The sequence below is a fragment of the Halobacterium salinarum DSM 3754 genome, from assembly GCF_008124605.1.
Taxonomy (GTDB): Archaea; Halobacteriota; Halobacteria; order Halobacteriales; family Halobacteriaceae; genus Halobacterium; species Halobacterium salinarum.
Map to the genome: position 1 here is coordinate 340,433 of NZ_VRYN01000001.1, position 23,242 is coordinate 363,674.

The window sequence follows — 23,242 nt, forward strand, 5'->3', positions numbered from 1 at the left end:
TTGGCCGGCCTACATGGAGATGTAGGTTTCGGTGTCTTCGACGCCGCGGCGGTTCTGGATGGGGGCGGTGACGATTTCCTTGACGTCGGCGGGCGTGTCGACGTCGACTTTCGCGATGAGGTCGACGTCGCCGGCGACGATGTGGGCGTTGACGACGCCGTCGATGGTCGCGATCTCGTCGAGCAGTTCCTCCGCACGGCCGGTGTTGGCTTTCACGAGGACGTAAGCGACGACCATTCAGGCCACCTCCGTTGGCGGGGCGTTGCCGACGAGGATCTGGCGGACGCTGTCGAGGGTGTCGAACTCGGCGAGGACCGCGATCCGGTCGCCGGTTTCAAGCGTTTCGCTGGGCAGGGGTAACGCCAGCGAGGCGTCGTGTTTCCCGAACGCGAGCAGGCGCGCGCCCGCCGGGAGCTCCAGCTCGCTGATGCTGTAGCCGCGCATGGGGGCCTCGTCGGTGACCGTGAGCTGGACGACCTGGAGGTGTTCGGCGAGGTCGGCGATGGCGGTGACGTTGCCGCCCAGAAGGGCGTTTTTCGCGCCGATCGCGCCGAGGCGCTCGGGGTAGACGATCTCGTCGACCTCGTCGGCGTATTTGCGGTAGATGTCCTCGCGGTAGTCCTCGTCGATCCGGAGGACGGTGCGGCAGTCGTGGTGGTTGCCCACCATGCAGGCGATGAAGTTCGTGTTGAGGTCGCTGGTGAGCGCGCCGATCGCGTCGGCGGTGTCGATGCCGGCGTCCAGCAGGGTGTCCTCGCTCGTGCCGTCGCCCTCGACGACGTCGAAGCCCTCGGTGCGGGCGCGCTCTGCCCTGTCGTAGTCCTGTTCGATGACGGTGACGGCGTGGTCCTCGTTCGTGACGACCCGGGCGGTCCGGGAGCCGACGCGTCCAGCCCCGACGATAACGATGTCCATGTGTTCCAGTACGATGTGCCACAACAAATAAGTTTGTGTGATGGTCTCATGCAGCAATGCTTTTGGTGTGTGCCACGGTAAAGAGAGGCATGACACGCGCATTCGTCATGGTGAGCGCCGGTGCAGGTGCTGTCGCGGACATCTGCGACGCAGTCACGACAATGGAGGGCGTGACCGATGCCCGCGTCGTGGCGGGCAACTACGACGTCATCGCGGAGGTCGGTGGCGAAGACGTCGTCGATCACATCCTACAGAACGTGTCGACGGAGATCGGGACGATAACCGGCGTGACGGACACGAAGACGTACATCACGCTGGCGACGGCGTGAGCGCGGCGGACGCCGCGCTCAGAACTCCATCTCCTGTGGATCGTGGGTCTCCAGCCACGACTCCAGCCACGCCTTCTGGTCGTCGATGCGGGGCGTGCGCTCGGCGTAGACGTGATCGAACAGCTCGTCGACGGCGGGCGCGCCGGCTGCTTCGGCGGTTTCGACGGCGTCGTCGATCTCGTCGGCGGCCGCGTCGAAACACTCCTCGACGAACCCGGCGTCGATGACGCCCTGGTCGTGGAGGTAGTCGGCGTACCGGTCGACCGGATCGGCGGTCCGCCACGCCGGCAGGTCCTCCTCCTCGGGGCGGTACCGGTCGGGGTCGTCGCTGGTCGTGTGTGCGCCCTGCCGGTAGGTCAGGCTCTCGACGAGAATCGGGGTGCCGTCGCGGGCACCAGCCAGCGCGTCGGTCACCGTCTCGTAGACGGCAAGCGGATCGTTGCCGTCGACCTGCACGCCCTCGAAGCCGTAGGCGTCGGCCTTCGCCGCGATGGAGTCGCTTGCCGTCTGGCGTTCCCGGGGCAGCGAGATCGCCCAGTTGTTGTTCTCACAGAAGAACACCACGGGCGCGTCGAACACGCCCGCGAAGTTCATCCCCTGGTGGAAGTCCCCCTCGGAGGTTGCGCCGTCCCCGAAGTACGCCAGCGACGCCTGCCCGCTGTCGGTGTAGGACATCGCCATCCCCGCGCCGACCGCGTGCGGGATCTGGCTGGCGATCGGGACGGCCTGCGGGAAGACGTTGTGGTCGTGGTCGGAGTGGAACTCCGCGCGCCCCCGCCGGAAGAGCAACAGATCGCTTGCGGGGACGCCACGGGCGAGCTGCATGGCGTTGGAACGATACGTGGGGAACAGCCAGTCGTCGCCGGCGAGAGCGTGTGCCGCCCCGACCTGCGACCCTTCCTGTCCTTTGAACGGTGGGTATCCGGGCATCCAGCCGCGGCGTTGGAGGGCAAGCGCGCGCTCGTCGAAGTGCCGGGCGCGAACCATGTCCCGGAGAACAGCGCGCGCTTGCTCCTCACTCACGTCGACAGCGTGGAGATCACGGGCCCCGATGACGCGGTGCATATCCGGCCGGACTGTGGGCAGGTACTTACCGATAGCGAAAAGCCCCACGAGGCAGTACACCCGGTATGGTTTCGGCCGCCACCGCTGCCGGTGTTGCCCTCATCGTGGTCGTGCACGCGGCGATCGCGGCGTTCGCCGCGCGGTTCTTCCGCATCACGCTGAACACGCGACTGGGGGCGGTGATCTACACGCTCGTACTCGTGCCCGTTGTCTACGTCGTCACGACGATCCTGTTCGGAGTGCTGGGGGTTGGCGCGGGCACGTTTTCCGATCCCGGATCGCTGATCGTCACCACGTGGGCGTTCCCGTTCTTCCTGGGGTGGTCGGTGCATTTGTTCTGGCTGCCGCCGGTCGAGGAGTTCAGCGACCGCCCGGAGAACACCCGACAGTAGGGCGGCGCGCTCACGCCCAGGCGTCGTCCGGCAGCGCGTCGGCGAGCGCCGCTTCGGCGTCCGCGATCACGGCCTCCGGGGACTGTGTGGCGTCGATGCGGACGAACCGCTCGGGGGTGTAGTCGATGAGCTGCTCGTAGTTCGCCCGGACGTCGGCGAGGAACGCGGCGGTCTCGAACTTGTTGGTTGCGCCGGACCGCGCAGCCCCCGTGTCGGGGTCCACGTCGAAGTAGAGGGTCACGTCCGGGGGGCGCGTCCAGGGCTGGTGGATGCCCCGGACGTACTCCATGGCGCGCGGGACGGTGTCGGCCAGCGTCGCGCCCTGGTAGGCGTACCGGGAGTCCGAGTAGCGATCCGAGATCACGACATCCCCGCGGTCGAGCGCCGGAGAGACGACACGCGAGAGGTGGTCGGCGTGGTCGGCGGTGAACAGGAACAGCTCGGCGATCGGGTCGGCGTCGGCCGCGGATTCCGACCGCCGGACGGCCTGGCCGTACTGCGAGTCCGTCGGCTCGGCGGTGAACGTGACGCCGTCGTCGTGGGACGCTCGAAGCGACTCCCAGACCGTGGTCTTCCCGCTCCCGTCGAGTCCCTCAAGCGTGACGAGCATACCCGAGGTGACGACCAGCGGCGTACAAACGCCCTTCGGATCGGCGGTCGGCGGCGTCGTTGCATACTTTTACGATGGCCGCGTGTGTGTGTGACAGTATGGACGTGTTGGTTACTGGCGGGACGGGGTTCATCGGCACACACCTCTGTCGAGAGTTGGACGATCGCGGCCACGACGTGACGGCGTTCGCACGGGAGCCGGCTGACGCGGCCCTCCCGGCGGACGTCACCCGCATCGTGGGCGATGTCACGGTCAAAGAGACGGTCGCGAACGCGATCGACGGCCACGATGCGGTGGTGAACCTGGTGGCGTTGTCGCCGCTGTTCAAGCCCTCCGGCGGCGACAGCCGCCACCTCGACGTGCATCTCGGCGGCACCGAGAACGTGGTTGCAGCGGCGTCGGAGGCCGGCGTGGAGTACATCCTCCAGTTGTCAGCCCTCGACGCCGACCCCACGGGACCGACCGCGTACCTGCGGGCGAAGGGGCGCGCCGAGGAAGCGGTGCGGTCGTCGGATCTCCACCACACGATCGTGCGGCCGTCGGTCGTGTTCGGTGACGGCGGGGAGTTCGTCCCGTTCACGAAGCAGCTCACGACGCCCTACGTCACGGGACTGCCCGGCGGCGGCGCGTCGAAGTTCCAGCCGATCTGGGTCGGTGACCTCGTGCCGATGCTCGCGGACGCCCTCGGCACGGAGGCCCACTGGGGGGAGACCTACGACATCGGCGGCCCGGACGTGCTGACGCTGGCGGACGTGACCCGGATGGCGTATCGCGCGGCCGGGAAGTCGGTGCGCGTGCTTCCGGTGCCGATGCCGTTGGCTGCGGTGGGGCTGACGCTCGCGGACCCGCTGCCGTTCGTGCCCATGGGTGCCGACCAGTACCGGTCGCTGAAACTGGACAACACCACCAGCGCCAACGACGTGACCGCGTTCGACGTGGACCCGTCGACGCTGCGGACGCTGGCAGCGTACCTCGGTGTCGAGTGATGGGAGGACAGTTACATGAATGCCGTCTGATGCGGGGCGACGGCGGGCGACCAGAACGGGCGTGTAGCGGGCGTACTGGGCGTCCAAGCGGGCGTCTGACGCTCGTCTGCAAAAGCCTTATACAGCCGTTGGCGCTTTACCTTGGCAAGGATTCCGCATGAAACTGGCAATGATCGGGTTCGGTCAGGCGGGCGGGAAAATACTCGACAAGTTCATCGAGTACGACGAGCGCCACGGGTCGGACATCGTGCGCGCCGCCGTCGCCGTCAACACCGCCAAGGCTGACCTCATGGGCTTGGAGCATATCCCCGAAGAGAACCGCGTGCTGATCGGGCAGTCGCGCGTCAAGGGACACGGGGTCGGAGCGGACAACGAACTCGGCGCGGAGATCGCCGAGGAGGACATCGACGAGGTACAGGGGGCCATCGACTCCATCCCCGTCCACGAGGTCGACGCGTTCCTCGTGATCTCGGGGCTGGGCGGCGGCACCGGCTCGGGTGGGTCGCCGGTCATCGCGAAACACCTCAAGCGCATTTACACGGAGCCAGTCTACGGGATCGGCGTGCTGCCCGGGAGCGACGAGGGTGGCATCTACACGCTGAACGCGGCGCGGTCGTTCCAGACGTTCGTGCGGGAGGTGGACAACCTCCTGGTGTTCGACAACGACGCCTGGCGGAAGTCCGGGGAGTCCGTGCAGGGCGGCTACGACGAGATCAACGAGGAGATCGTCACCCGGTTCGGCATCCTGTTCGGCGCGGGCGAGGTCGAGCAGGGCGGCGATGTCGCGGAGTCCGTCGTCGACTCCAGCGAGATCATCAACACGCTGGCCGGCGGCGGCGTGTCCACGATCGGCTACGCCTCCGAGACCGTGGACAACAACAGCGGCGGTGCCGGCAGCGGGCTGTTGTCCCGGTTCACCGGCGACGACGACGAACTCGAGGACACCGCCTCAACGACCAACCGCATCACCAGCCTCGTGCGGAAGGCCGCGCTGGGGCGGCTCACACTACCGTGTGAGATCGAGGGCAGCGAGCGCGCGCTGCTGGTCACGGCCGGCCCGCCGAAGTACCTGAACCGGAAAGGCATCGAGCGCGGGCGGAAGTGGCTCGAAGACCAGACCGGATCGATGGAAGTCCGGGGCGGCGACTACCCGGTGTCGAACTCCGATCAGGTGGCCTCCGTGGTCCTGTTGTCGGGCGTCAACGACGTCCCGCGCATCAAGGAGCTTCAGGAGGTCGCCATCGAGGCCCAGGACAACATCGACGAGATCCGAGAGGAAAGCGAAGATAACTTAGAAGAGTTAGTCGAAGACGACGAGGATGAGCTCGAGCCATTATTCTGAGCTCGGGGCTGTCCTCGCTGTCGTGGCGCTGCTTGCAGTGGCGGCGACACCGGCGGCTGCAGTGTCGGTCAGCGGGGACGAGCCGAGCACGGCGCAGGTCGGCGAACAGCAATCGACGACGTTCGAGGTCGCGGAGCCGTTCAGCGACTACGAGGAGTGGACGCTGCGCGCGGAGACCGACCTCGAAAACGTCACGTGGACGATCCAGACGTTCGACAACGCCGGCAATCAGGTCGACGAGGAGACGCTGACCGGACAGGCCATAGAGTACGACTTCGACGCCGCGACGGCGGTGACGCGTGCGGACGTCCAGATCGAGGGGACGACACCGGGAACGGAGACGTTCCAGTGGAGTTACGACCCCGAGCAGACGGTGACCTACGCGTCCTTCGAGCAGACCCAGCGCGGGGGCTCGACGAGCCAGATCGGATCGGCCTTCGAGACGCGGCCGTACACGACCGACAGCCGGGAGGCTCGCAGGGCGATCGATGACGCGGAGGCCGCGGTCGAGCGCGCGACCGACGCTGGCGGAAGCGTCACGGGCGCGGAACGCGACGTTCGCGACGCCATCGAGTTCTACAACGCCGGCGAGTTCAACCAGGCGGTCACGAACGCCAACGAGGCCGAGAGCGCCGCGAGCAGCGCACAGAGTTCGGCCAAGCGCACCCGGCTGTTGATGTACGGCGGCGCTGCGGTTGTGGTGTTGCTGGTGCTCGGTGGGCTCGGCTACTGGTATCTCCAGCAGCGGGACACCTACGACAAGCTGGGGTGATGCGGACGGTCGTGCCGTTCGACCCTCGGGATCCGAAGTCGCGGCTTGCGGAGTTCTTTGCGGACGCCGAGGAGCGGCGTGGGTTCGCGTACGCAATGCTTGCAGACGTGCTTGGGGCGGTGCGGGACGCGGGCGGCGACCCGGTGGTGGTTGCGACGGCTCCGGTGTCGCGGCCCGTCGACGCCCCAGTGACCGTTGACGACCGCGCGCTGTCGACGGCGGTGGCGGCCGCGATCGCCGACGGGCCGCTCCCGACGGCGGTCGTGATGGCGGACCTCGCGCTCGCCACGCCGGACGCCATCCGGCGGGTGTTCGCCGCCAGCGGGGACGTGGTGCTCGCGCCCGGCAGCGGCGGCGGCACGAACGTGGTGCTCGCGCGGACGGCCGACGTGCCGGTGTCGTATCACGGCGTGTCGTTCCGGGATCACGTGACGGCGGCCGAGCGCGCCGGGTTGACGGTCACCACGGTTGATTCGTTCCGGCTGGCGGCCGACGTCGACGACGCGTCGGATCTCGTGGACGTGTTCGTGCACAACACGCGCCGGACCCGGGAGTGGTTGATCGCCGGCGGGTGGCGGCTCGCGGTGGACGACGGCACGCCAACCGTGGTCCGGGAACCCAACGACTAACCGCGCGACGGCCGGACGCGTTGGCATGAAGTGGCGTCTGGATGTGGGGGTGTGCCGTGACTGAGACACAGTTCGGCGGCGACGAGTACGACGTGTCAGTGTCGGTCTCCGAGGCCGCCGTGGAGCGCGCCCTCGACGTGCGTCCGGCGGACGTGGCGCCGGCGTCCAGTCTCACGTTCGCGCGCAACGTCTTCGTGCCGCTGACGACGGCGTGTCGGTACACGTGTACGTACTGCACGTACTACGACGTGCCCGGTGAGGCGTCGTTGTTGACGCCGGAGGAGATCCGCGAGCAGTGCCGTGTTGGGGCCGATGCGGGCTGCACCGAGGCGTTGTTCACGTTCGGCGACCAGCCCGACGACCGCTACACTGCGATCCACGAGCAGCTCGGCGAGTGGGGCTACGACTCCATCCACGAGTACCTGCGGGCGGCCTGTGAGATCGCGCTCGAAGCGGGGCTGTTGCCCCACGCCAACCCCGGCGATCAGACGCGCGCACAGATGGCCACCGTGGCCGACGTGAACGCGTCGATGGGGGTGATGTTGGAGACAACGGCGGACGTACAGGCCCACGGCGGCCCACGCGCGAAATCCCCCGAGCAGCGCCTGCACACGATCGACGTGGCGGGCGACCTGGGCGTGCCCTTCACCACGGGCATTCTCGTGGGGATCGGCGAGGACTGGCGGGACCGCGCCGAGAGCCTGCTCGCGATCCGGGCGCTGCACGAGCGCCACGACCACGTCCAGGAGGTGATCGTGCAGCCGGTGCGTCCGAACGCGCGCTGGCAGGGCGAGCCGCCGGGCGCGGAGACGATGCGTCGCGTGGTGGCGATGGCGCGGGCCGTGCTCCCGGCTGAGGTCGGGGTGCAGGTGCCGCCGAACCTGACGGACGTGCGCGGGCTGGTCGACTGCGGCGTGGATGATCTGGGCGGCGTTTCGCCCGTGACCAAAGACCACATCAACCCGGACTACGCGTGGCCGGCCCTCGACGAGCTGTCGGCCATCGCCGACCACGCGGGGGTGCCGTTGCGCGAGCGCCTGCCGGTGTACGAGCGGTTCTTGCCCGCCGACGGCGGGACCGCCGATGACGGCTGGGTGAGCCAGCGCATCTGGCGCGCGATCGAGGACGGCGACCGGTACGAGGCGGTGCGCGCGGAGTAACGGCGGCTAGTCGCCGGCGCTGTGGGGTGGCGTGCCGGCGCGCTCGGACACCAGGGGGGTGCCGTCGGCGTTCGGTCCGACGTGGGGGCCGATGGTGTCCGCGTCGGGGTTGATGACGTGCCGGGTCGTGTAGTCCGTGGAGCGCTCGACCGGCGTGCGGCCGATGGCCGAGATCATCTCGGCGTAGTCGGCGACCGACCGGAACTCGCCGTGTTGGCCGCCGGCGCGCTTCGTGATTTCCTCGCTGAGGATCGTGCCCATGAAGTCGTCGGCGCCGCAGTTCAACAGCGCCAGTCCCTTCGCGTCCCCGAACTTCACCCACGACGACTGGATGTGGTCGATGTTGTCGAGGAACAGCCGCGAGACGGCGATCATGAGTTCGTCTTCGGCGTCGCTGGCGCCGCCGTCGACGACGCCGCGCTCGTAGAGGGGCGTCTGCTCGTGGATGAACGACAGCGGGACGAACTCCGTGATGTTGTGGGTGCGGTCCTGGAGGGCGCGGATCACGTCGAGGTGGTGGATGCGGTGGGCGGCGTTCTCGACGTGGCCGTACATGATGGTGGCGGTCGTTCCGAGGCCGGCGTCGGCGGCGGCTTCCATGGCGGCGACCCACTCGTCGGTCGTCATTTTGCCGGGGCAGATGACGTCCCGGACTTCGTCGACGAGGATTTCGGCGGCGGTGCCGGGAACGGTGTCGAGGCCGGCGTCGGCCAGCGTCTCGTAGACCTCGTCGTAGCCCCAACTCACCCCGCGCTGGGCGTGGTGGGCTTCCTCGGGCGTGATCGAGTGGACGTGTGCGCCGGCCTCGCTCATCGCCGCGATCTGCGCGGCGTACGTCGTCGGGTCCGTGTCGTACGCTTCGGGGGGCTTGTAGTTGTGGTCGGGGTCGTCGGGGTCGAGGGCGTCGCGGTGGGCCTCGTTCAGTCCGAACGCCGGGTGCAGCCCCGAGACCGACGTGACCTCGGAGACGCCGCGTTGGATGGCGTCCGCGACCGTGGCTTTCGATTCGGCGGGCGTCTTGGTGAAGCCGCCGTGAGCCGCCTCGTGCTCGGTTTCGAAGCGGTGGGCGGTGTCTTTGAAGTTGCAGAACAGGCAGCCGGTGTTGCAGGCCGTGGTGACGTTGTTGTTGAGGTTGGCGACGAACGTCACGTCGTCGCCGACCACGTCGGCCCGGCGGCGGTCGGCGGCCTCCAGGACGAGTTCCTTGCGTCGCGGGTCGATGCCGTCGGTGTCGGTGCCCGTGGTGATGAGTTCGATGCCGTCGGCGACGGTGAGGCGGCGGCCGTCACGGGCGTTCGCCAGCGCGTTCTCGAACGACTGGTCGGTGCTCGGGACCACGTCGAAGTCGAGAGCGCTGGCGTCGGTCATTGTCGATGGCACCGGTTGCACGGGCAAAAACCCTGCCACAGCGGCAGCCGGATCCGTACGCAAATTCGTGGGCAGACTGCGCGCAGACGAGTGGCGTGTACGCACGCAAGTGAAAGATTGATGGGGTGGGGTCCCAGGCATAGTGGTATGGCGAGCGTCAAAGACCGCCGCGTCGAGTCACCAGCAACGGACACTGACCTCGGGCGGGGTGTCTTCGAGTTCAGCGACCGGTATTCGGTGTTCGACTGGGGGGAGATGCCCGACCACGTTCCGGGCAAGGGGGCCAGCCTCTGCACCATGGGGGCGTACACGTTCGAACAGCTCGCGGCCGCGGGCGTCCCCACACACTACCAGGGCGTGCGGACGCCGGACGGGGAGACGGTGCGCCTGGCGGACGCCCCCGAGGCACCCACCCAGATGGTGATCGACCTCACGCAGGTGCCCACGCTCCCGTTCGAGGACGGGAGCTACGACTACGACCGGTACCACGACGCCGGCGGCAGCAACTACCTCGTGCCCCTGGAGGTGGTGTTCCGGAACGCCGTGCCGGTCGGCTCCAGCCTCCGGACGCGGTGTGCCCCCGCGGACGTCGGGATCGACGCCGACGAATGGCCCCAGGGACCCGTCGAGTTGCCGGAGACGATCGTGGAGTTCTCGACGAAGTACGAGGAGCAAGACCGCTATCTGTCCCGGTCGATGGCCGACGAGATCGCGGGCGACGCCGACATCGCGGAGCTGGACGCGCTCGCGCGCCGCGTGAACGAAACCATCACCGACTGCGCGGCCGACGCCGGCTTCGTCCACGACGACGGCAAGCTCGAATGCGTATACGTCGACGGCGAGGTGCGGGTCGCGGACGTCGCCGGGACGTTCGACGAGAACCGCTTCCGGTTCGACGGCCGAGAGGTCTCCAAGGAGGCGGTGCGGCAGTTCTACAAGCGCTCGGACCCCGAGTGGGTCGGCGCTGTCAAAGACGCCAAGCGGGCGGCAGACGAGCGCGGCGTCGCCGACTGGAAGTCCCTCTGTGAGCCGTCCCCCGACCCGCTGCCGCCGGAGATCCTGCAGGCCGCGGCGGACCTGTACGCCGCGGGCGCGAACCGCTACACGGCCCGTGAGTGGTTCGACGCGCCGCCGCTCGGCGACGCGCTCGACGCCTTCGAGTGATGCGGCGGCGGTCGTCGCGGTCGCGGCGTCCGGTTTCGTGCTCGCCACGTCGCTTGTCCCGATCCCAGACGGCGATAGCGTTCCTACCAGGGCGGACAAGCTCCTCGACGCCGTCGGCTACGCGGCGATCACGTTCGCCGCCCACATGCGTCGCGAGCACCGCGTCGGCGGGTGGCTTCGCGGCGTTGCTGGAACCCGAGCGTACATCACTCCGGAGGCCCGAGCAGTGCGCGTACTGAGTATGTTGAAGCACGCAACAGTCATCGGCGCGACCACCGGCCGGAGTTCGCGAATCGGCGTCCAGACGCCCGACGACGAGGACGACGAGGACGAACAGCGGGCGCGCGGCGTCGGCTGGCTCCGGGCGGTCCGTCGTTGGTTCGGCGTCTGAAGCGCTCCGGTTCGTCGGTTTCCCGGGCGGACACCGACAGACGAAGCCGCTTTACGCCCGCGAGTCCTCGTCGCGGGCAATGAGCGAGCCGAGCGCGGACGTCTACGAGCAGGGGCGCGGGATGGACGCCCACAACAAGGTGATGCGGGAGTTGCGGGACGAGAAGGGCGCCAAAGACTACGACCCCCGGGAGCCGACGCGGGTCTGGCTGGACGAGGACAACACGCCGGACGGCGTCTACAACAGTCTCACGATCATCCTGAACACGGGCGGGTGTCGGTGGGCGCGGGCCGGCGGCTGCACGATGTGCGGGTACGTCGCCGAGTCCGTCGAGGGCGGCTCAGTCGCCCACGAGGACCTCCTGGCGCAGATCGACGAGTGTCTCGCCCACGAACGCGCGGAGGGCGACGAGCAGGCCGGGCTCATCAAGATCTACACCAGCGGGTCGTTCCTCGACGAGCGCGAGGTGCCCGCCGAAACCCGGCGGGCCATCGCCGAGACGTTCGCGGACCGCGAGCGCATCGTCGTCGAGAGCCTGCCGGATTTCGTGGATCGGGAGAAGATCACGGATTTCACCACGGTCGGCCTGGAGACGGACGTGGCCGTCGGCCTGGAGACGGCGACCGATCGGGTGCGCCACGACTGCGTGAACAAGTACTTCGACTTCGAGGACTTCGAGGCCGCCTGCGCGGAGGCGCGCGCGGCGGACGCCGGCATCAAGGCGTACCTCCTGATGAAGCCGCCGTTCCTCGCCGAGTCGGAGGCGATCGCGGACATGCAGTCCTCGATCCGGCGGTGTGCGGCCGTCGATGGCTGTCACACGGTGTCGATGAACCCGACGAACGTCCAGCGGTACACGATGGTCGACCAGCTGCATTTCCGCGGTGGCTACCGGCCGCCGTGGCTCTGGAGCGTCGCCGAGGTCCTGGAGTCGACGGCGGACGTCGACGCCATCGTGGTCTCGGACCCGGTCGGTCACGGCAGCGACCGGGGGGCGCACAACTGCGGGGAGTGCGACGACCGCGTGCAGAAGGCCATCAAGGACTTCGACCTGCGCCAGGACCCGTCGGTGTTCTCGGAGGTCGCCTGCGAGTGCGAGGCCACGCACGAAGCGGTCGTTGAACGGGAGACGGCCTACAACCTCCCGCTGGCGGAGTGAGCGCGGTCAGAGTGACAGCGCCGACTCGCCGGCCAGCAGCCGGTAGCTCTCCAGGGTGCCCGCCATCGAGGGGGCGTCGTCGTCATCGTGCCGTTGCGTGCCGTAGTCCATCCACTGGCCGCGCGTGTAACTGTACATCTCGAAGCCCGTGGCCGTCTCAACGACGACGTCCACGACCGCGTCCGCGGGGGCGTCGTCGGGAACGACTGTGGAGCGGACGCCGTCATCGTGGTCCATCACCCAGACGGCGCGGGCGTCCGCGGTGTCGTCGAGGCGGGCGCGGGCTTCGTCGGGTGACAGCGGGCGGGCGGGCCAGTCGTCGCCGGCCGGTTCTGGGGCGTCCATGCGCGACCTACGTGGGGATGCCGTATCGGCGTTTCCCCGACGGCGTTACTCGGCGAAGTAGCTCGTGAAGAACCCCGAGAGGAACGCCGACACCGCGACGGCCAGCGTGACCTGTTCGAGGTCCCAGGGGCCGTCGTCGGCAGCGTACACGGTGGCGGCGACACTGACGACGAGCGAGACGATACCGTTCGTGACGTGTTTTTTGACTGCCATATGTGGTATTGGGGGGACCAGGGTCTACACTGTTTCGGTGGCGGGTGGAAGCGCTACGCGAACGCGCCGAGGATGCCCTGGCCGTCCGTGGCACCGAGCGCCGGGAGCGTCGCGCGCTCGGGGTGGGGCATCATGACCGCAACGTGGTCGCGGTCGCCCGTGACGCCGGCAACGGCGCCCGTCGATCCGTTCGGGTTCGCCGCCTCGGTGACCTCGCCGTCGGCGTTGCAGTACCGGAAGAGCACGCGGTCGTCGGCCACGAGGTCCGCGTAGGCGTCGTCGTCGATTTCGAAGCGTCCCTCGCCGTGCGCGATGGGGATTTCGAGGACGTCGCCCTCGCTGTAGGCGGCCGTCCACGGCGTGGTGGCGTTCTCGACGCGGAGGTGGACGCGCTCGCACTGGAAGCGCGCGCTGGCGTTCGTCGTGAACGCGCCCGGCGCGAGGCCGGCCTCGCAGCCGATCTGGGCGCCGTTGCAGACGCCGAGAACCGGGACGCCGTCGGCGGCGAGCGCCCGGACCTCCGCCACGACCGGCGACTGGGCGGCCATCGCACCCGCGCGGAGGTAGTCGCCGTACGAGAACCCGCCGGGGACGACGACGCCGTCGGTGTCAGCGGGAAGCCCGTCGTCGTGCCAGGCGACCGCGGCGTCGACGCCGAGGTGGGCGAGCGCCCGGACGGCGTCGCGGTCACAGTTCGAGCCGCCGAAGCGAACGACTGCGACCGTCATTCGCGGGCTTCGACCGCCACGTCGTAGTCGTGGATGGTCGGGTTGGCGAGGAGTCGGTGGGCCATCTCGTCGGCGCGCTCGGCGGCCGCCTGTTCGTCGTCGGCGTCGAGGTCGATCTCGAAGCGGTCGGCCGACCGGAGCGCGTCGAGTTCGAACCCGAGGCGTTCGAGGGCTTGCTGGGTGGTTTCGGCCTCCGGATCGAGGACGCCGTGTTGGAGTCGGACCGTCACTGTGGCGGTGTACGCGGTCATCACATCGGTGTGGACTTTCGTGTGCAATCACTCTTTTGGAACGCTACGATAATACACGTTCGTGAGTTGCGAGAGGGCCACTCACGTGGGACACATCTATCCGTATCGACGACCTCCGGGCGTGTATGTCCAGCGAACAGCACTCCCGCAGTGTCGCCGAAAACGACTACACCGAAGTCACGGTGGTCGGAGCCGACCGCACCGGGATCGTCGCTGCGGTCACGGGACTGCTGTTCGAGCACGGCGCGAACATCGAAGACGTCGAGCAGACCGTCCGCGACGGCGTCTTCCGCATGACGCTGCTCGCGGATTGTGGGTTCGCAGACGGCGCGGATCCGGTCACCGACCGCGCGGCCTTCCAGGCGGCGCTTGACGACACCGGTGACGAGCTCGGCGTCGACGTGCGGGTTCGGTTCCCCGACGAGCGCGACGACGGCATCGCGGTCCTCGTCACGAAAGAAGACCACTGCCTGCGCGCGCTCCTTGAGGCCGACCTGGGCGCGCCCGTGAACGTCGTCATCGGCAACCACGACACCCTCGAAGCGGTCGCCGACGAGCACGACGTCCCGTTTCACGACATCGGCGACGACACGGGCACCCCCGACGAGGAGCGCCTCCTGGAGTTGCTCGCGGCGTACGACACCGACCTCGTGGTGCTTGCGCGATACATGCGCATCCTCAGCCCGGACGTGGTGTTCCGGTACGCGGGCCACATCGTGAACGTCCATCCAAGCCTGCTGCCGGCGTTCCCGGGCGCACAGGCCTACCGGCAGGCCGTCGAGGCGGGCGTGCGTGTCGCCGGCGTCACCGCACACTACGTCACCACCGACCTCGACCAGGGGCCGATCCTCACCCAGCGCGCGTTCACCGTGCCGCCGAACGCGTCGGTCGCTGCCGTCAAGGACCGCGGCCAGCCCCTCGAAGCGGACGCGCTCGTGGCGGCGGTGCGCGCGCACCTCGCCGGCGACACGACGGTGCGGCGCGGCGCGGTCGCGGTCGACGGCCCACACGAGTACGGCGCGCTGGCCGACGACTGAGCCGGGGCGTTTCACAGCAATCTTATACGTTCCAGTCGTGGCTGCCGGCGTGAACAACGGAGACAGTGTGCTGCGGAGGGGACGATGATCTCGGACCTCGCGGCAGCCGCCCGCAGCCTCCGGTACGCCGGCTTCGACGCGGTCCGCGAGTTCGCCTCGCGGACGTACTACGGGCTGCGATCACACAGCACCCCGGACCCGATCCTGGACGCGGAATGGGACATGCTGGTCGTGTTGGATGCCTGTCGGGCGGACGTGTTCGCCGACGTCGTCGGCGGCGGGGAGTACGACTTCGACAGTGGCGGAACGGCGACATCGCCGGCAAGCACGTCGACGGAGTGGCTCACCGCGGTGCTCGGGAGCGCCAGCGACGACGCCCTTGCGGACGTCTCCTACGTGACCGGGAACCCGTACTCCTCGCGCACCATCGACACGAGCCGGCTGGGCGGCTACGAGGCGGTCTGGGAGTACGGCTGGGACGACGCCCAGGGCACCATCCCACCCGGCCCGGTGACCGACGCCGCGATCAGGGCGGGGCGCACCCACGACACCGACCGGCTGATCGTCCACTACATGCAGCCCCACTTCCCCACCGTCTTCGACGCCGACAGTGGCGGAGTCGCCCTGGACGACTGGGGCGACCAGCCGATGTCCGTCTGGGAACAACTGCGGTTCGGCCGGCGCTCCGTCGCGGACGCCTGGCGGGACTACGAGCGCAACCTCGAAGTCGTCTTAGAGGACGTCGCGGTGTTGCGCTCGAACGTCGACGCCGACAGGACCGTGCTCACCGCCGACCACGGGAACGCGTTCGGTGAACACGCCATCTACGGCCATCCCGGCGGCGTCGATGTTCCGGCGCTTCGGGAGGTGCCGTGGTGTGAGACCACCGCCAGCGACGAGCGGACGCGCGAACCTAGCGGTGGTCGTGGCGGGTCCGTGGAGGCGACCGACGCGTCGGTCGTCGACGACCGACTCGAACAGCTCGGCTACAAGACCTGACGCAGTCAATCGGGCGTCTGCTCCCAGGCCGTGCGTTCGCGGAGCGCGTGCTCGGCGTCGGCGTCGAGGTGATCCCGGACACCAACCAGATCGGTAGTGGTGACGATGCCGACGAGGTCGAGGCCATCCGCGACCGGGAGGTGACTGACGCCGGCATCGCGGAGGGTGTGTGCAGCCCGGTTGGCGGTCGCAGACAGGGACACCGTCTCCAGGGGCCGGGACGCCGCGGCGTACACTGGGATTTCGTCGAACGGACGGTCGTGTTCGTGGCCGGCGGCGACGAAGTCGTGCTCGGTGAGGATGCCCGCGGGGTTGTCGTCGCGGGTGACGACGACGCTGCCAACACCGGTCGCAAGCATGCGGTCGGCGGCGTCGTGTAACGACGCGTCGGCCGGGACCGCCACGACGGCGGTGGTCATGATGTCGTCGACGCGCACACGCAAGGGTACAGCGGCCGGGAACTTGGTGATTACGTCACACACCCAACAGTTGGGCGGGGAGCGGTGTCACTCGACTTGGCGGGTGAGCGCTTGGACGTCGTGCATGTCGAATTTGCCGTCGCCCGTGACGTCGAAGGCAGTGGTGCTCTCCGGGACGGCGTTGCGGAGCGCCAGCTGGTAGAGGAGTTCCACGTCGGCCATGTCAACGACGCCGTCGCCGTTGACGTCCTCGTAGACGCCGTCGTCGTCGGGGTCGGCGGGGTAATACGTGGTGCCGTCGAATTCGAGGCCGCCCGGGAACGGGATGGGCTTTTCGACGGCGCGTTGGATGTCGATGTGGCCCGCGCCGCGGAACGTCTCGGAGGCGTAGCGGTCTTCGAGGGTGCCGTTGTCGTACGTGTCCGGGGTGGTGTCGCCGGCGCTGAAGTAGTCGACCTGGTAGTTCGACCGGACGTGGGCGGCGGTGTGTTTGATGTGGGCGATGATCTGGCGCGTGGTCGCGCCGGGGTTCTGTGCCGCCACGACGGCGGCGAGGCCGGTGACGTGTGGTGCCGCCATGCTGGTTCCGTGCAGCGTGCCGTACATCCCGGAGCCGGCGTAAAGCCCCGAGCCGCCGCCGGGGCCGGTTCGCGCGAACCCGAACGAATCGACGGCCGGGGAGAGCGTGCTGAACACGCCGTCCCAGAGCGAGCCCGACGACCCGACGTTCCCGCCCGGGGCGCTGACGTCGACGGAGTCCGGGCCGTAGTTGGTGTAGACGGCGGGCGTGTGCGTGGGGCTGTTCGTGCCGAAGTCCGGGACACCGTCGCCGTCGGCGTCCGGGGGCTGGGCTTCGAGCGTGGGGACCGCGCTTCGTGGTCCGGTGCCCGAGACGGAGATCCATCCGGGGTGGCTGCCCTTTCCGGTGTTCGTTACCTGCGGTTCGAAGTCGTCGATGTTGGTGTCGGCGTTGCCGGCGGACTCGACGAGGACGGCGTCGTTGTCGACGGCGAGCTCGCCGATGCGCCGGTAGGCCTTGACGCTCAGGTGCTGGCTGACGCTCGGCGACACCGGGCTGGACGGCCCGAGACTCAGGTTCACTGCGTCCGCGCCCGCTCGGATCGCCGTTTCGGCGGCGTTGAGGATCGATGCGCTGGATTTGAACGGGAACACCTTCATGTCCAGGAGCGTCGCGTCGGGCGCGACGCCGACGGCGTATGGGCCGCCGCTGGACGCGCGAGCACCGGTAGCCGCCGAGATGCCGGCGCAGTGCGTGCCGTGACTGCTGTCGGCGCTGGTTCCCAGTGAGTCATCGAGGGAGAAGTTGCCCGAGCGGCTGGTGTCGACGGTGAGATCCGGGTGGCTGGCGTCGATCCCGGAGTCCACGATGGCGATGGTCGTGCCCTCGCCGGTGACGTCGTTGTCGTGGATGGCGGCGACGTTCTGCTCGGCTTTCGACCACTGGAGTGGGTGTGGCTGTGGGATGTCGTCGTCAGTGGTGTCGAAGGAAGCCGACTGTGCGCCGTCGGGGAGCTCGTCGGGCACGTCCGCGGGGGAGACGCCAGTGATCGTCGGCGGGTCGATGGAGAGTTCGAACTCCGGGGCGAAGTCCAGGCCGTAGCCGGTGAGGGCTTGCTCCGAGCCGGAGACCGACGCGAAACCGACGGACTGGGCTTCGTCGATGACGTCGACGGCCTCTCGCCAGGCGTCGCTGGTGGCCGACTGCGTGTCGACGAGGAACTGGTCGTCGCGGACGCCCTCGGCGGTGACGGGCTGTGTCGTGGCTGAGAGGCCGCCGATCGCTGCGGCGGCTGTCTTCATGAACGTTCGCCGGGTCTGCCTCATAGCATCCGTATATACTACCAGTATACAAATAACTACGCCATCTCCAGCCACCGAGCGCGCGGCGGCATGGTTATCGCAGCCGGCCAGCCAGCAGCGCCGCCGCAGCCATGCCGCCCAGCGTGATGACGCCCCCGAACCCGGGGACGGTCCCGCTGGACGCGTCGTCCGTATCGCGTTCAGTTGTGGTCGTTGATGCTGTCGGTGCCGCCGTGCTCGTTGCCGTCGACGTGTCGGGCGTCGTGGTCGCTTGGGTGGTGGGGCGGGAGGTTGTCGTCGTTGTCGGCGTTTGGGTCGCGGCGTTCACCGTCGTCGCGTCCTGGCTCGCGCTCCCGGCAGCGACACTACCGCCGCCAGCACTGCCACCGCCACCGCCTCCACCACCCGCCTCGTCGCCACTGCCGTCGGTGTCGCCGTCTGTGCCACCGCCACTGTCGGTGCCGTCCTCGACGTCGCTGCCGCCCGACGGGCCGAGCGTGAACTCCACCTCTGTCGACCCGGCCGCGGTCCACTCGAACTGGGCGGACTGGTTGCGGGCGGTCACCGTCACGGACCGCCCCGCAGAGACGGCGTCAGCGGGAACGGTCAGATCGTAGTATCCACTGTCGGCGGTGGTGTTCGAGGCGACGACGGAGCCGTTGTGTACCACCTCGACGGTGACGTTGCCGGCGGGGTGGCCGTCAGCATCACTGACAGTGCCGAAAAACCGGTGTGGCGGTGTCGGTGGCGACGACGCCGCGGCTGCGGTGCTGCCCGCAGCGGCCAGCGCTGCGATCACTGCGACGGCTGTGACGACGACTGCTGTTCGCCGGATCGTGGGTCGTATCGTGTCCATGGAATCAAACATCGCGTGGCGGAGGTGTGTTAGTTGTCGGCGGGCGCTGCGGTGTAGGCTTCGTCCTCACGGACGAAGACCCAGTAGCCCTCGCTGCGCTCCATCGTCTCGAAGTCGCCGGCGGAGTGGGAGGTGAACGCCACGCCGTCGGCGGTCTCGTCCTGTGCGAGGACGCTGTACACGGCACCCTCAGAGACCGAGGACAGCGCGGTGTCGACTGGCTGCTCGAAGGCCCGGTACTGGCCGACGAGGTTCCACCCCTCGCTGAGCGATTGGGCGGTCGGTGCCGGCGCGCTCGGGTCCGCGCCCGCGGCGGCGCCAGCGATGTTGTAGACGTTCACCGGAACGGTGGACGCGCGATCCATGACGAAGACGTAGCCCGCGCCGCCTTCGAGCGCGGTGAGGCTGTTCTCCCTGGCGTCCGGATCGTATGCGTCCCAGGCGTCGGCTGCGGCGTCGTAGGCGTAGATCGCGTCGACCGCCGACGTGTCGATCTCGGACAGCGGCACCGCGCCGCTGGTGGCCGGCACCGATACGTAGTTCTGGCCGCGATCCAGCCGGAGGACGTCCGTGTGCACGACGGTGCTGGCGCCGGTCGCGCCTTGCGTGCCGGTGCGGTCGGTGTAGCTGTCGCCGTCGATAGTCACTGCCGGGCTGGTGCCGGTCTGGATGTGGCCCTCGACGACGACGCTCACGCTGCCGAAGAGGCCGCCGTCTTGGACAGCCACGATCTCGCCGTTGAACCCGTCGATGGAAACGTCGCGGGGCGTGATGTCGCCGGCGTCGATTGGCTCGTTGAACAGCACGCGGACCCGGGTGGTGTTCAGCGCGTCGCCGGGTTGGGCCTCGCTCGTGACAGTGTGGAGCACGGCGTCGGTCGGGCGGGGTGGCGTCGTGTCGATCTCGGCGGTCCGCGAGAGCACCCGCCCATCGACCGTCCCCGACACCTCGTAGCGGCCGTCGGCGACGGCTCCGTCGGCGTGTGGGACCGTGACCGACGCCTCGTAGACGCCGGCGTTGATCTCGGTGAAGTCGTCGGGGCTGAGCGTCGCGGTGAACCGGTCGTCGAGGGTGAACTCCTCAAGCGACGCGAGCTCACGGGTGGCCTCGGTCACGGTGAGGCCGTTCCCGACGGCGGCCTCGATGTCGTTCAGCGTCGTGACCCGGAGCGTTATCGTGTCGCCAGCGGTGGTGGTCGTGAGCCCGAGGTCGATGCCGAACGTCGTCGACGCCGCCGGCATCACGTTGCCGCTGGTGTCGACGACGCTGTCGGCGGTCACCGAAAGCGAGTCGTCGACCAGGTCGGCGGCGGTCAGCGCCTCGTCGAGCGTGATCTCGACCGTCTGGGGGTCGAGTTGGGTGGCGGCCGTGATGGTGCCTGCCGACGCGTTGTTCCCGTCCTCGAACGTGAAGTCGGCGGCGGTGAGGCCGCTGCCATCGGGTGCGCTAACGATCTCGTCGAATCGAACGGTCAGCGTGGTGGCCCCCGGCTCGGCGACCACCTCCTTGAAGCCGGGCGTGTGCTCGGGCGCTGCGGTGCCGGTCGTCTCCGTGTCCGCCAGCGGTGCCGCGTTCGCGACCGGGTGGCCGACGGTGTCAGTGACGCCGGGCGCGCGGACCTGTACAGACTCCGAGCCGATGGCGTCCACAGCGACCGACCGGTTCAACAACAGGACGGCCTCGTTGTCGGCGGTGAGGAACTCCGGGAGGACGTCGTCGATGGCGTAGTCGTCGCTGGTGATCGCGAGGTTCTGGGCGGAAACGGACGACCCGTCGACGGGCTCGGAGAACAGCACGGTCACGAGCCGCGTCTTCCCGCCGGCGTCCGGGCTCGCGCCGGGGTTCGCTGCGGCGGTCGTGATGGTCGGGACGACGGTGTCTTTCTGGACCGTTTTCGTGGTGGAAACCGTGTTCTCGGCGGCGTCGGTCAGGGTCACCGTGACGTCGACAGCGCCGCGATCGAGCGGGGTCGCGTCGAACGTGAACGTCGCGTCCCCGGTGACGTCGGCGGCGGTCTTCGAGCGGGTGGTGCCGCCCGATCCGCGGAGGGTCACAGCGGCCCCGACGGGCTCGTCACCCGTCGTGATCGAGACGTCGTAGCTGCTGACGGTGCGGTTGTTGATCGGGCCGGCATCGGCGCTGCGAACGGTCGGCGCGGTGGTGTCGGCGACCACCGCCGAACTGGCGGGGACGGCGCGCGGATCAGCGTCGTCGGTGTCGGTGAACGCGTCGGCGCGAACGGAGACGGCGTCCGTGCCGATGTCGGCGGTCGTGACGGCGCTGTCGAGTGTCAGGTCGATGGATGCGGGGCCGCTGGCGGTGGCTGCCGTGATGGCGCCCGCGCCGTCGTTGGTGGCGTCCTGGTAGACGAACTCGTTCGGGCTGGGGTCGCCGTCGACGGCCGCGACGCGTTCACTGAACGTCGCGGTGACCGTCGTGCTCCCGGTGTCGGTTTCCACGCCGTCGAGGGTTGGCTGCGCGGCGTTCACGTCCAGGGTAGCACTGGCGACGGTGCCCTCGATGATCGGTGTGGCGCTCGTGTTGAGGTTCGTGAGTCCGCGTTCGTCGGTGGCGGTCACGTAGACGGTGTAGTTGCTGTTGTCCGTGACTTCGCGGACCCACCGGAGGTTCACGTCGACGCGCTGTTTGCCGGGGGCCATATCGATGTCCTTCGACACGCTGGCGGCCGACGCGTTGGCGAGGTCACCGGCGGTGAAGTTGCCAGCGTCGGCGGCGGCGACGAAGTGGACGGTGGCGCTGGTGGCGTTGGTTGCGTCGTCGTAGGTGTAGTTGACGGCGACGGTGTCGCGTGGTGAAACGTCCGTCGAGGCGTTCAGGGACACCGCCGAAACGTCCGGGGGTTCGTCGTCGATGACGACGACCGGATCGGTCGTCCGTGTGACGGGGCTGCCGGAGCCGTCGTCGACCGTGACCGACAGCGTGTACACGCCGTCGGCCAGCGGGGCGTTCTCAGCCAAGTCCAGCGTGAGGCGCTGGGTCGCGTTCGCCACCAGTGGGCTGTCGGAAATGTCGAACGTGGCGTTTTCGGTGCCGTTGGCCGCTGCCAGCGTCATGCTGACGTCGGCGCTGCCGCCGGAGACCGGCTGGTTGTAGCGGTACGCCACGTCCAGTGCGTCCGTGGACTGGTTGACCGTGCGGGTGGACGGTGTGACGACCACCAGTGGGGGTGTGTCGGTCGTGGCGTCGGCCGTGATGGCCATGCTGGCTGCGGATACGGTCGTGGGTGGTGAGTCGGTGGTGCGGAGCACACCGGACTCGACGCCCACGGTGTCGACGCCGAGGTCGGCGGCGGTGACGCTCTCGTTCACCGAGACCGCGACCTGGGTGTCACCGTCGAGGTCGCGCACGGCGGTGACCGAGCGGTTGCCGGTGTCGTTGGCGTCGGTGTACGTGACGTTGGCGGCGGTGATGCCGCTGTCAGTCGCCACAACCGGCTGGCTGAACGTCAACACCACCGTTTGGTTGGTGGTGTCGCTGCCGTCGAGTTCGACGCTGTCGAGGCTGACCGTCTCGTTGTCAGTGGGAGCCGTGTCCGCGGCCAGGGTTTCGGGCGCGCCGTCGGTGGCGGGGTCAGTGGTGCCGGTGGTGTTGCCTTCGACCCAACTCGCGCGTGTGTCCAACGCCAAGGTGGCGTTGGACTGGGTTGCGTTGGCCGCGACCGTGGCCTGCACCCGGAGTTCGGTTGTGGTGTCGTCGGGGATGGTGCGGTTCGTGATGTCGAGTTGTTGTGGCGAGGTGAACGCCGCGGGGGCCGTGGTACCCAACGACGTCCCGCTCCCGTCGAGGATCTCGATTTCGGAGATGTTCGATGCGGAGACGGTGTTGCTGGTGGCCCCCGAGAGGGTGAGCCCGGTCAGGACGGTGTCGGCGTCGTCGTCGCCACCGTCGGCGTCGCGTGCATCAATCGTCTGTACGACTGCGGTTTCGTTTGGCGTGAGGTCCCCGGCGTCGGTCGCTTGGTCCTGGAACGCCTCCGGGCCGGCGTTTGCGGCGGCGGCGGCAGCGCCGGTGAACGTGGTGGCACCGGCGAGCACGGAGAGAACCAGCAGCGCAGCGAGGGCGACCGCGCGCAACTTGGTGGTGGGGGTGTGGTCTGTCATGGTAGGATCGGCTGTGTCGTGGCGTGCAGTCGGCGGCGGCCCCAGCGGGGGGCGGATGCGGCGGTGCTGCCAACTACCCACATATACTGTCAGTATATACCAGTTGCCGTTAAATTAGTTACGGAGCACGGAACAGCGGAACCGACGGGCGGTATCGAAACACAGCACCG

General features: G+C 68.7%; 25 protein-coding genes. 12 read left to right on the top strand and 13 right to left on the bottom strand.

All coding sequences use genetic code 11. The annotated features are described in order from the left end of the window. Nucleotides 1-9: 9 nt before the first annotated feature. Together APQ99_RS01845 and APQ99_RS01850 are read right to left on the bottom strand one after the other, a co-directional pair. Nucleotides 10-237: an Lrp/AsnC family transcriptional regulator gene (locus tag APQ99_RS01845; protein WP_010903411.1), complete on the bottom strand. Its 228-nt coding sequence runs from the start codon at nucleotides 235-237 to the stop codon at nucleotides 10-12. Beyond that, nucleotides 238-915 (bottom strand): potassium channel family protein, encoded by a 678-nt coding sequence (locus APQ99_RS01850; protein ID WP_012289405.1) that lies wholly within the window; start codon nucleotides 913-915, stop codon nucleotides 238-240. It abuts the gene before it with no gap. An 89-nt stretch (nucleotides 916-1,004) separates the two neighbouring features. Between APQ99_RS01850 and APQ99_RS01855 the strand changes: the two genes are divergently transcribed. Further along, nucleotides 1,005-1,244, top strand: coding sequence for an Lrp/AsnC ligand binding domain-containing protein (locus tag APQ99_RS01855; protein WP_012289406.1), 240 nt, complete (start codon nucleotides 1,005-1,007; stop codon nucleotides 1,242-1,244). 18 nt (nucleotides 1,245-1,262) lie between these two features. On the opposite strand, the gene APQ99_RS01860 is transcribed toward APQ99_RS01855, so the two are convergent. Beyond that, on the bottom strand, nucleotides 1,263-2,309 hold the full coding sequence (locus APQ99_RS01860) for a thiamine pyrophosphate-dependent enzyme (RefSeq protein ID WP_049892524.1): 1,047 nt from the start codon (nucleotides 2,307-2,309) through the stop codon (nucleotides 1,263-1,265). 65 nt (nucleotides 2,310-2,374) lie between these two features. Here APQ99_RS01860 and APQ99_RS01865 point away from each other — a divergent pair, with 65 nt between their 5' ends. Next, nucleotides 2,375-2,701, top strand: a complete 327-nt coding sequence (locus tag APQ99_RS01865) for a hypothetical protein (protein ID WP_010903415.1) — start codon at nucleotides 2,375-2,377, stop codon at nucleotides 2,699-2,701. 10 nt (nucleotides 2,702-2,711) lie between these two features. Here the strand turns inward: APQ99_RS01865 and tmk are convergent, their stop codons facing one another. Next, on the bottom strand, nucleotides 2,712-3,311 hold the full coding sequence (gene tmk / locus APQ99_RS01870; protein ID WP_010903416.1) for a dTMP kinase: 600 nt from the start codon (nucleotides 3,309-3,311) through the stop codon (nucleotides 2,712-2,714). Between the two features lie 98 nt (nucleotides 3,312-3,409). Here tmk and APQ99_RS01875 point away from each other — a divergent pair, with 98 nt between their 5' ends. From APQ99_RS01875 to cofG, 5 genes are all read left to right on the top strand, one after another. After that, nucleotides 3,410-4,297, top strand: a complete 888-nt coding sequence (locus APQ99_RS01875) for a complex I NDUFA9 subunit family protein (RefSeq protein WP_049892525.1) — start codon at nucleotides 3,410-3,412, stop codon at nucleotides 4,295-4,297. 157 nt (nucleotides 4,298-4,454) lie between these two features. Then, complete coding sequence (locus APQ99_RS01880) at nucleotides 4,455-5,639, top strand: tubulin/FtsZ family protein (protein ID WP_012289408.1); 1,185 nt, start codon at nucleotides 4,455-4,457, stop codon at nucleotides 5,637-5,639. Continuing rightward, nucleotides 5,617-6,411: a hypothetical protein gene (locus APQ99_RS01885; RefSeq protein ID WP_010903419.1), complete on the top strand. Its 795-nt coding sequence runs from the start codon at nucleotides 5,617-5,619 to the stop codon at nucleotides 6,409-6,411. Before APQ99_RS01880 ends, APQ99_RS01885 begins: the two co-directional genes overlap by 23 nt. After that, complete coding sequence (cofC, locus tag APQ99_RS01890) at nucleotides 6,411-7,040, top strand: 2-phospho-L-lactate guanylyltransferase (protein ID WP_010903420.1); 630 nt, start codon at nucleotides 6,411-6,413, stop codon at nucleotides 7,038-7,040. The genes APQ99_RS01885 and cofC overlap by 1 nt, the downstream gene beginning before the upstream one ends. Nucleotides 7,041-7,081: 41 nt before the next feature. Then, entirely contained in the window at nucleotides 7,082-8,200 is a 1,119-nt protein-coding gene (gene cofG, locus APQ99_RS01895) for a 7,8-didemethyl-8-hydroxy-5-deazariboflavin synthase subunit CofG (protein WP_049892527.1), read from the top strand. Nucleotides 8,201-8,206: 6 nt separating this feature from the next. On the opposite strand, the gene cofH is transcribed toward cofG, so the two are convergent. Further along, nucleotides 8,207-9,568, bottom strand: a complete 1,362-nt coding sequence (gene cofH / locus APQ99_RS01900) for a 7,8-didemethyl-8-hydroxy-5-deazariboflavin synthase subunit CofH (protein ID WP_010903422.1) — start codon at nucleotides 9,566-9,568, stop codon at nucleotides 8,207-8,209. 147 nt (nucleotides 9,569-9,715) lie between these two features. Here cofH and APQ99_RS01905 point away from each other — a divergent pair, with 147 nt between their 5' ends. From APQ99_RS01905 to APQ99_RS01915, 3 genes are all read left to right on the top strand, one after another. After that, nucleotides 9,716-10,732: a phosphoribosylaminoimidazolesuccinocarboxamide synthase gene (locus APQ99_RS01905; protein ID WP_012289411.1), complete on the top strand. Its 1,017-nt coding sequence runs from the start codon at nucleotides 9,716-9,718 to the stop codon at nucleotides 10,730-10,732. Beyond that, the gene (locus APQ99_RS12775; protein ID WP_227970883.1) at nucleotides 10,680-11,123 is read left to right on the top strand and encodes a hypothetical protein; all 444 of its coding nucleotides are present in this window, start codon (nucleotides 10,680-10,682) and stop codon (nucleotides 11,121-11,123) included. Before APQ99_RS01905 ends, APQ99_RS12775 begins: the two co-directional genes overlap by 53 nt. Nucleotides 11,124-11,202: 79 nt before the next feature. Continuing rightward, the gene (locus tag APQ99_RS01915) at nucleotides 11,203-12,282 is read left to right on the top strand and encodes an archaeosine biosynthesis radical SAM protein RaSEA (RefSeq protein WP_010903425.1); all 1,080 of its coding nucleotides are present in this window, start codon (nucleotides 11,203-11,205) and stop codon (nucleotides 12,280-12,282) included. Nucleotides 12,283-12,288: 6 nt separating this feature from the next. On the opposite strand, the gene APQ99_RS01920 is transcribed toward APQ99_RS01915, so the two are convergent. Genes APQ99_RS01920 through purS form a run of 4 tightly spaced genes read right to left on the bottom strand, consistent with a single transcriptional unit; the run spans nucleotide 12,289 to nucleotide 13,819 of the window. After that, on the bottom strand, nucleotides 12,289-12,627 hold the full coding sequence (locus tag APQ99_RS01920; protein WP_010903426.1) for a hypothetical protein: 339 nt from the start codon (nucleotides 12,625-12,627) through the stop codon (nucleotides 12,289-12,291). A 45-nt stretch (nucleotides 12,628-12,672) separates the two neighbouring features. Next, entirely contained in the window at nucleotides 12,673-12,840 is a 168-nt protein-coding gene (locus APQ99_RS12480; protein WP_010903427.1) for a hypothetical protein, read from the bottom strand. A gap of 53 nt (nucleotides 12,841-12,893) precedes the next feature. Beyond that, on the bottom strand, nucleotides 12,894-13,568 hold the full coding sequence (gene purQ, locus APQ99_RS01925; RefSeq protein ID WP_010903428.1) for a phosphoribosylformylglycinamidine synthase I: 675 nt from the start codon (nucleotides 13,566-13,568) through the stop codon (nucleotides 12,894-12,896). Then, nucleotides 13,565-13,819, bottom strand: a complete 255-nt coding sequence (gene purS / locus APQ99_RS01930; protein WP_010903429.1) for a phosphoribosylformylglycinamidine synthase subunit PurS — start codon at nucleotides 13,817-13,819, stop codon at nucleotides 13,565-13,567. Before purS ends, purQ begins: the two co-directional genes overlap by 4 nt. A gap of 125 nt (nucleotides 13,820-13,944) precedes the next feature. On the opposite strand from purS, the gene APQ99_RS01935 reads away from it, so the two are divergent. Next, nucleotides 13,945-14,856, top strand: a complete 912-nt coding sequence (locus tag APQ99_RS01935; RefSeq protein WP_010903430.1) for a formyltetrahydrofolate deformylase — start codon at nucleotides 13,945-13,947, stop codon at nucleotides 14,854-14,856. Nucleotides 14,857-14,940: 84 nt separating this feature from the next. Continuing rightward, a complete protein-coding gene (locus APQ99_RS01940) occupies nucleotides 14,941-15,855 on the top strand; it encodes an alkaline phosphatase family protein (protein WP_010903431.1) in 915 nt (304 codons plus the stop codon). A gap of 5 nt (nucleotides 15,856-15,860) precedes the next feature. Here the strand turns inward: APQ99_RS01940 and APQ99_RS01945 are convergent, their stop codons facing one another. From APQ99_RS01945 to APQ99_RS01960, 4 genes are all read right to left on the bottom strand, one after another. Next, the gene (locus APQ99_RS01945; protein ID WP_012289412.1) at nucleotides 15,861-16,292 is read right to left on the bottom strand and encodes a CBS domain-containing protein; all 432 of its coding nucleotides are present in this window, start codon (nucleotides 16,290-16,292) and stop codon (nucleotides 15,861-15,863) included. A 69-nt stretch (nucleotides 16,293-16,361) separates the two neighbouring features. After that, nucleotides 16,362-18,119 carry a S8 family peptidase gene (locus APQ99_RS01950; protein WP_010903433.1) on the bottom strand — a complete coding sequence of 586 codons (1,758 nt, stop codon included), beginning with the start codon at nucleotides 18,117-18,119 and terminating at the stop codon, nucleotides 16,362-16,364. 70 nt (nucleotides 18,120-18,189) lie between these two features. Then, the gene (locus tag APQ99_RS01955; protein WP_227970884.1) at nucleotides 18,190-18,951 is read right to left on the bottom strand and encodes a hypothetical protein; all 762 of its coding nucleotides are present in this window, start codon (nucleotides 18,949-18,951) and stop codon (nucleotides 18,190-18,192) included. A 29-nt stretch (nucleotides 18,952-18,980) separates the two neighbouring features. After that, nucleotides 18,981-23,072 (bottom strand): beta strand repeat-containing protein, encoded by a 4,092-nt coding sequence (locus APQ99_RS01960; protein WP_010903435.1) that lies wholly within the window; start codon nucleotides 23,070-23,072, stop codon nucleotides 18,981-18,983. Between the last annotated feature and the right edge of the window lie 170 nt (nucleotides 23,073-23,242).

Coding starts and splice junctions, on each gene's coding strand:
- APQ99_RS01845 (WP_010903411.1), bottom strand. CDS start 237: ATGGTCGTCGCTTACGTCCTCGTGAAAGCCAACACCGGCCGTGCGGAG.
- APQ99_RS12480 (WP_010903427.1), bottom strand. CDS start 12,840: ATGGCAGTCAAAAAACACGTCACGAACGGTATCGTCTCGCTCGTCGTC.
- APQ99_RS01865 (WP_010903415.1), top strand. CDS start 2,375: ATGGTTTCGGCCGCCACCGCTGCCGGTGTTGCCCTCATCGTGGTCGTG.
- APQ99_RS01920 (WP_010903426.1), bottom strand. CDS start 12,627: ATGGACGCCCCAGAACCGGCCGGCGACGACTGGCCCGCCCGCCCGCTG.
- APQ99_RS01880 (WP_012289408.1), top strand. CDS start 4,455: ATGAAACTGGCAATGATCGGGTTCGGTCAGGCGGGCGGGAAAATACTC.
- APQ99_RS01960 (WP_010903435.1), bottom strand. CDS start 23,072: ATGACAGACCACACCCCCACCACCAAGTTGCGCGCGGTCGCCCTCGCT.
- APQ99_RS01915 (WP_010903425.1), top strand. CDS start 11,203: ATGAGCGAGCCGAGCGCGGACGTCTACGAGCAGGGGCGCGGGATGGAC.
- APQ99_RS01855 (WP_012289406.1), top strand. CDS start 1,005: ATGACACGCGCATTCGTCATGGTGAGCGCCGGTGCAGGTGCTGTCGCG.
- APQ99_RS01905 (WP_012289411.1), top strand. CDS start 9,716: ATGGCGAGCGTCAAAGACCGCCGCGTCGAGTCACCAGCAACGGACACT.
- APQ99_RS01850 (WP_012289405.1), bottom strand. CDS start 915: ATGGACATCGTTATCGTCGGGGCTGGACGCGTCGGCTCCCGGACCGCC.
- APQ99_RS01875 (WP_049892525.1), top strand. CDS start 3,410: ATGGACGTGTTGGTTACTGGCGGGACGGGGTTCATCGGCACACACCTC.
- tmk (WP_010903416.1), bottom strand. CDS start 3,311: ATGCTCGTCACGCTTGAGGGACTCGACGGGAGCGGGAAGACCACGGTC.
- APQ99_RS01940 (WP_010903431.1), top strand. CDS start 14,941: ATGATCTCGGACCTCGCGGCAGCCGCCCGCAGCCTCCGGTACGCCGGC.
- cofC (WP_010903420.1), top strand. CDS start 6,411: ATGCGGACGGTCGTGCCGTTCGACCCTCGGGATCCGAAGTCGCGGCTT.
- purQ (WP_010903428.1), bottom strand. CDS start 13,568: ATGACGGTCGCAGTCGTTCGCTTCGGCGGCTCGAACTGTGACCGCGAC.
- APQ99_RS01860 (WP_049892524.1), bottom strand. CDS start 2,309: ATGCACCGCGTCATCGGGGCCCGTGATCTCCACGCTGTCGACGTGAGT.
- cofH (WP_010903422.1), bottom strand. CDS start 9,568: ATGACCGACGCCAGCGCTCTCGACTTCGACGTGGTCCCGAGCACCGAC.
- APQ99_RS01935 (WP_010903430.1), top strand. CDS start 13,945: ATGTCCAGCGAACAGCACTCCCGCAGTGTCGCCGAAAACGACTACACC.
- APQ99_RS01950 (WP_010903433.1), bottom strand. CDS start 18,119: ATGAGGCAGACCCGGCGAACGTTCATGAAGACAGCCGCCGCAGCGATC.
- APQ99_RS01885 (WP_010903419.1), top strand. CDS start 5,617: ATGAGCTCGAGCCATTATTCTGAGCTCGGGGCTGTCCTCGCTGTCGTG.
- purS (WP_010903429.1), bottom strand. CDS start 13,819: ATGACCGCGTACACCGCCACAGTGACGGTCCGACTCCAACACGGCGTC.
- APQ99_RS01955 (WP_227970884.1), bottom strand. CDS start 18,951: ATGGACACGATACGACCCACGATCCGGCGAACAGCAGTCGTCGTCACA.
- cofG (WP_049892527.1), top strand. CDS start 7,082: ATGTGGGGGTGTGCCGTGACTGAGACACAGTTCGGCGGCGACGAGTAC.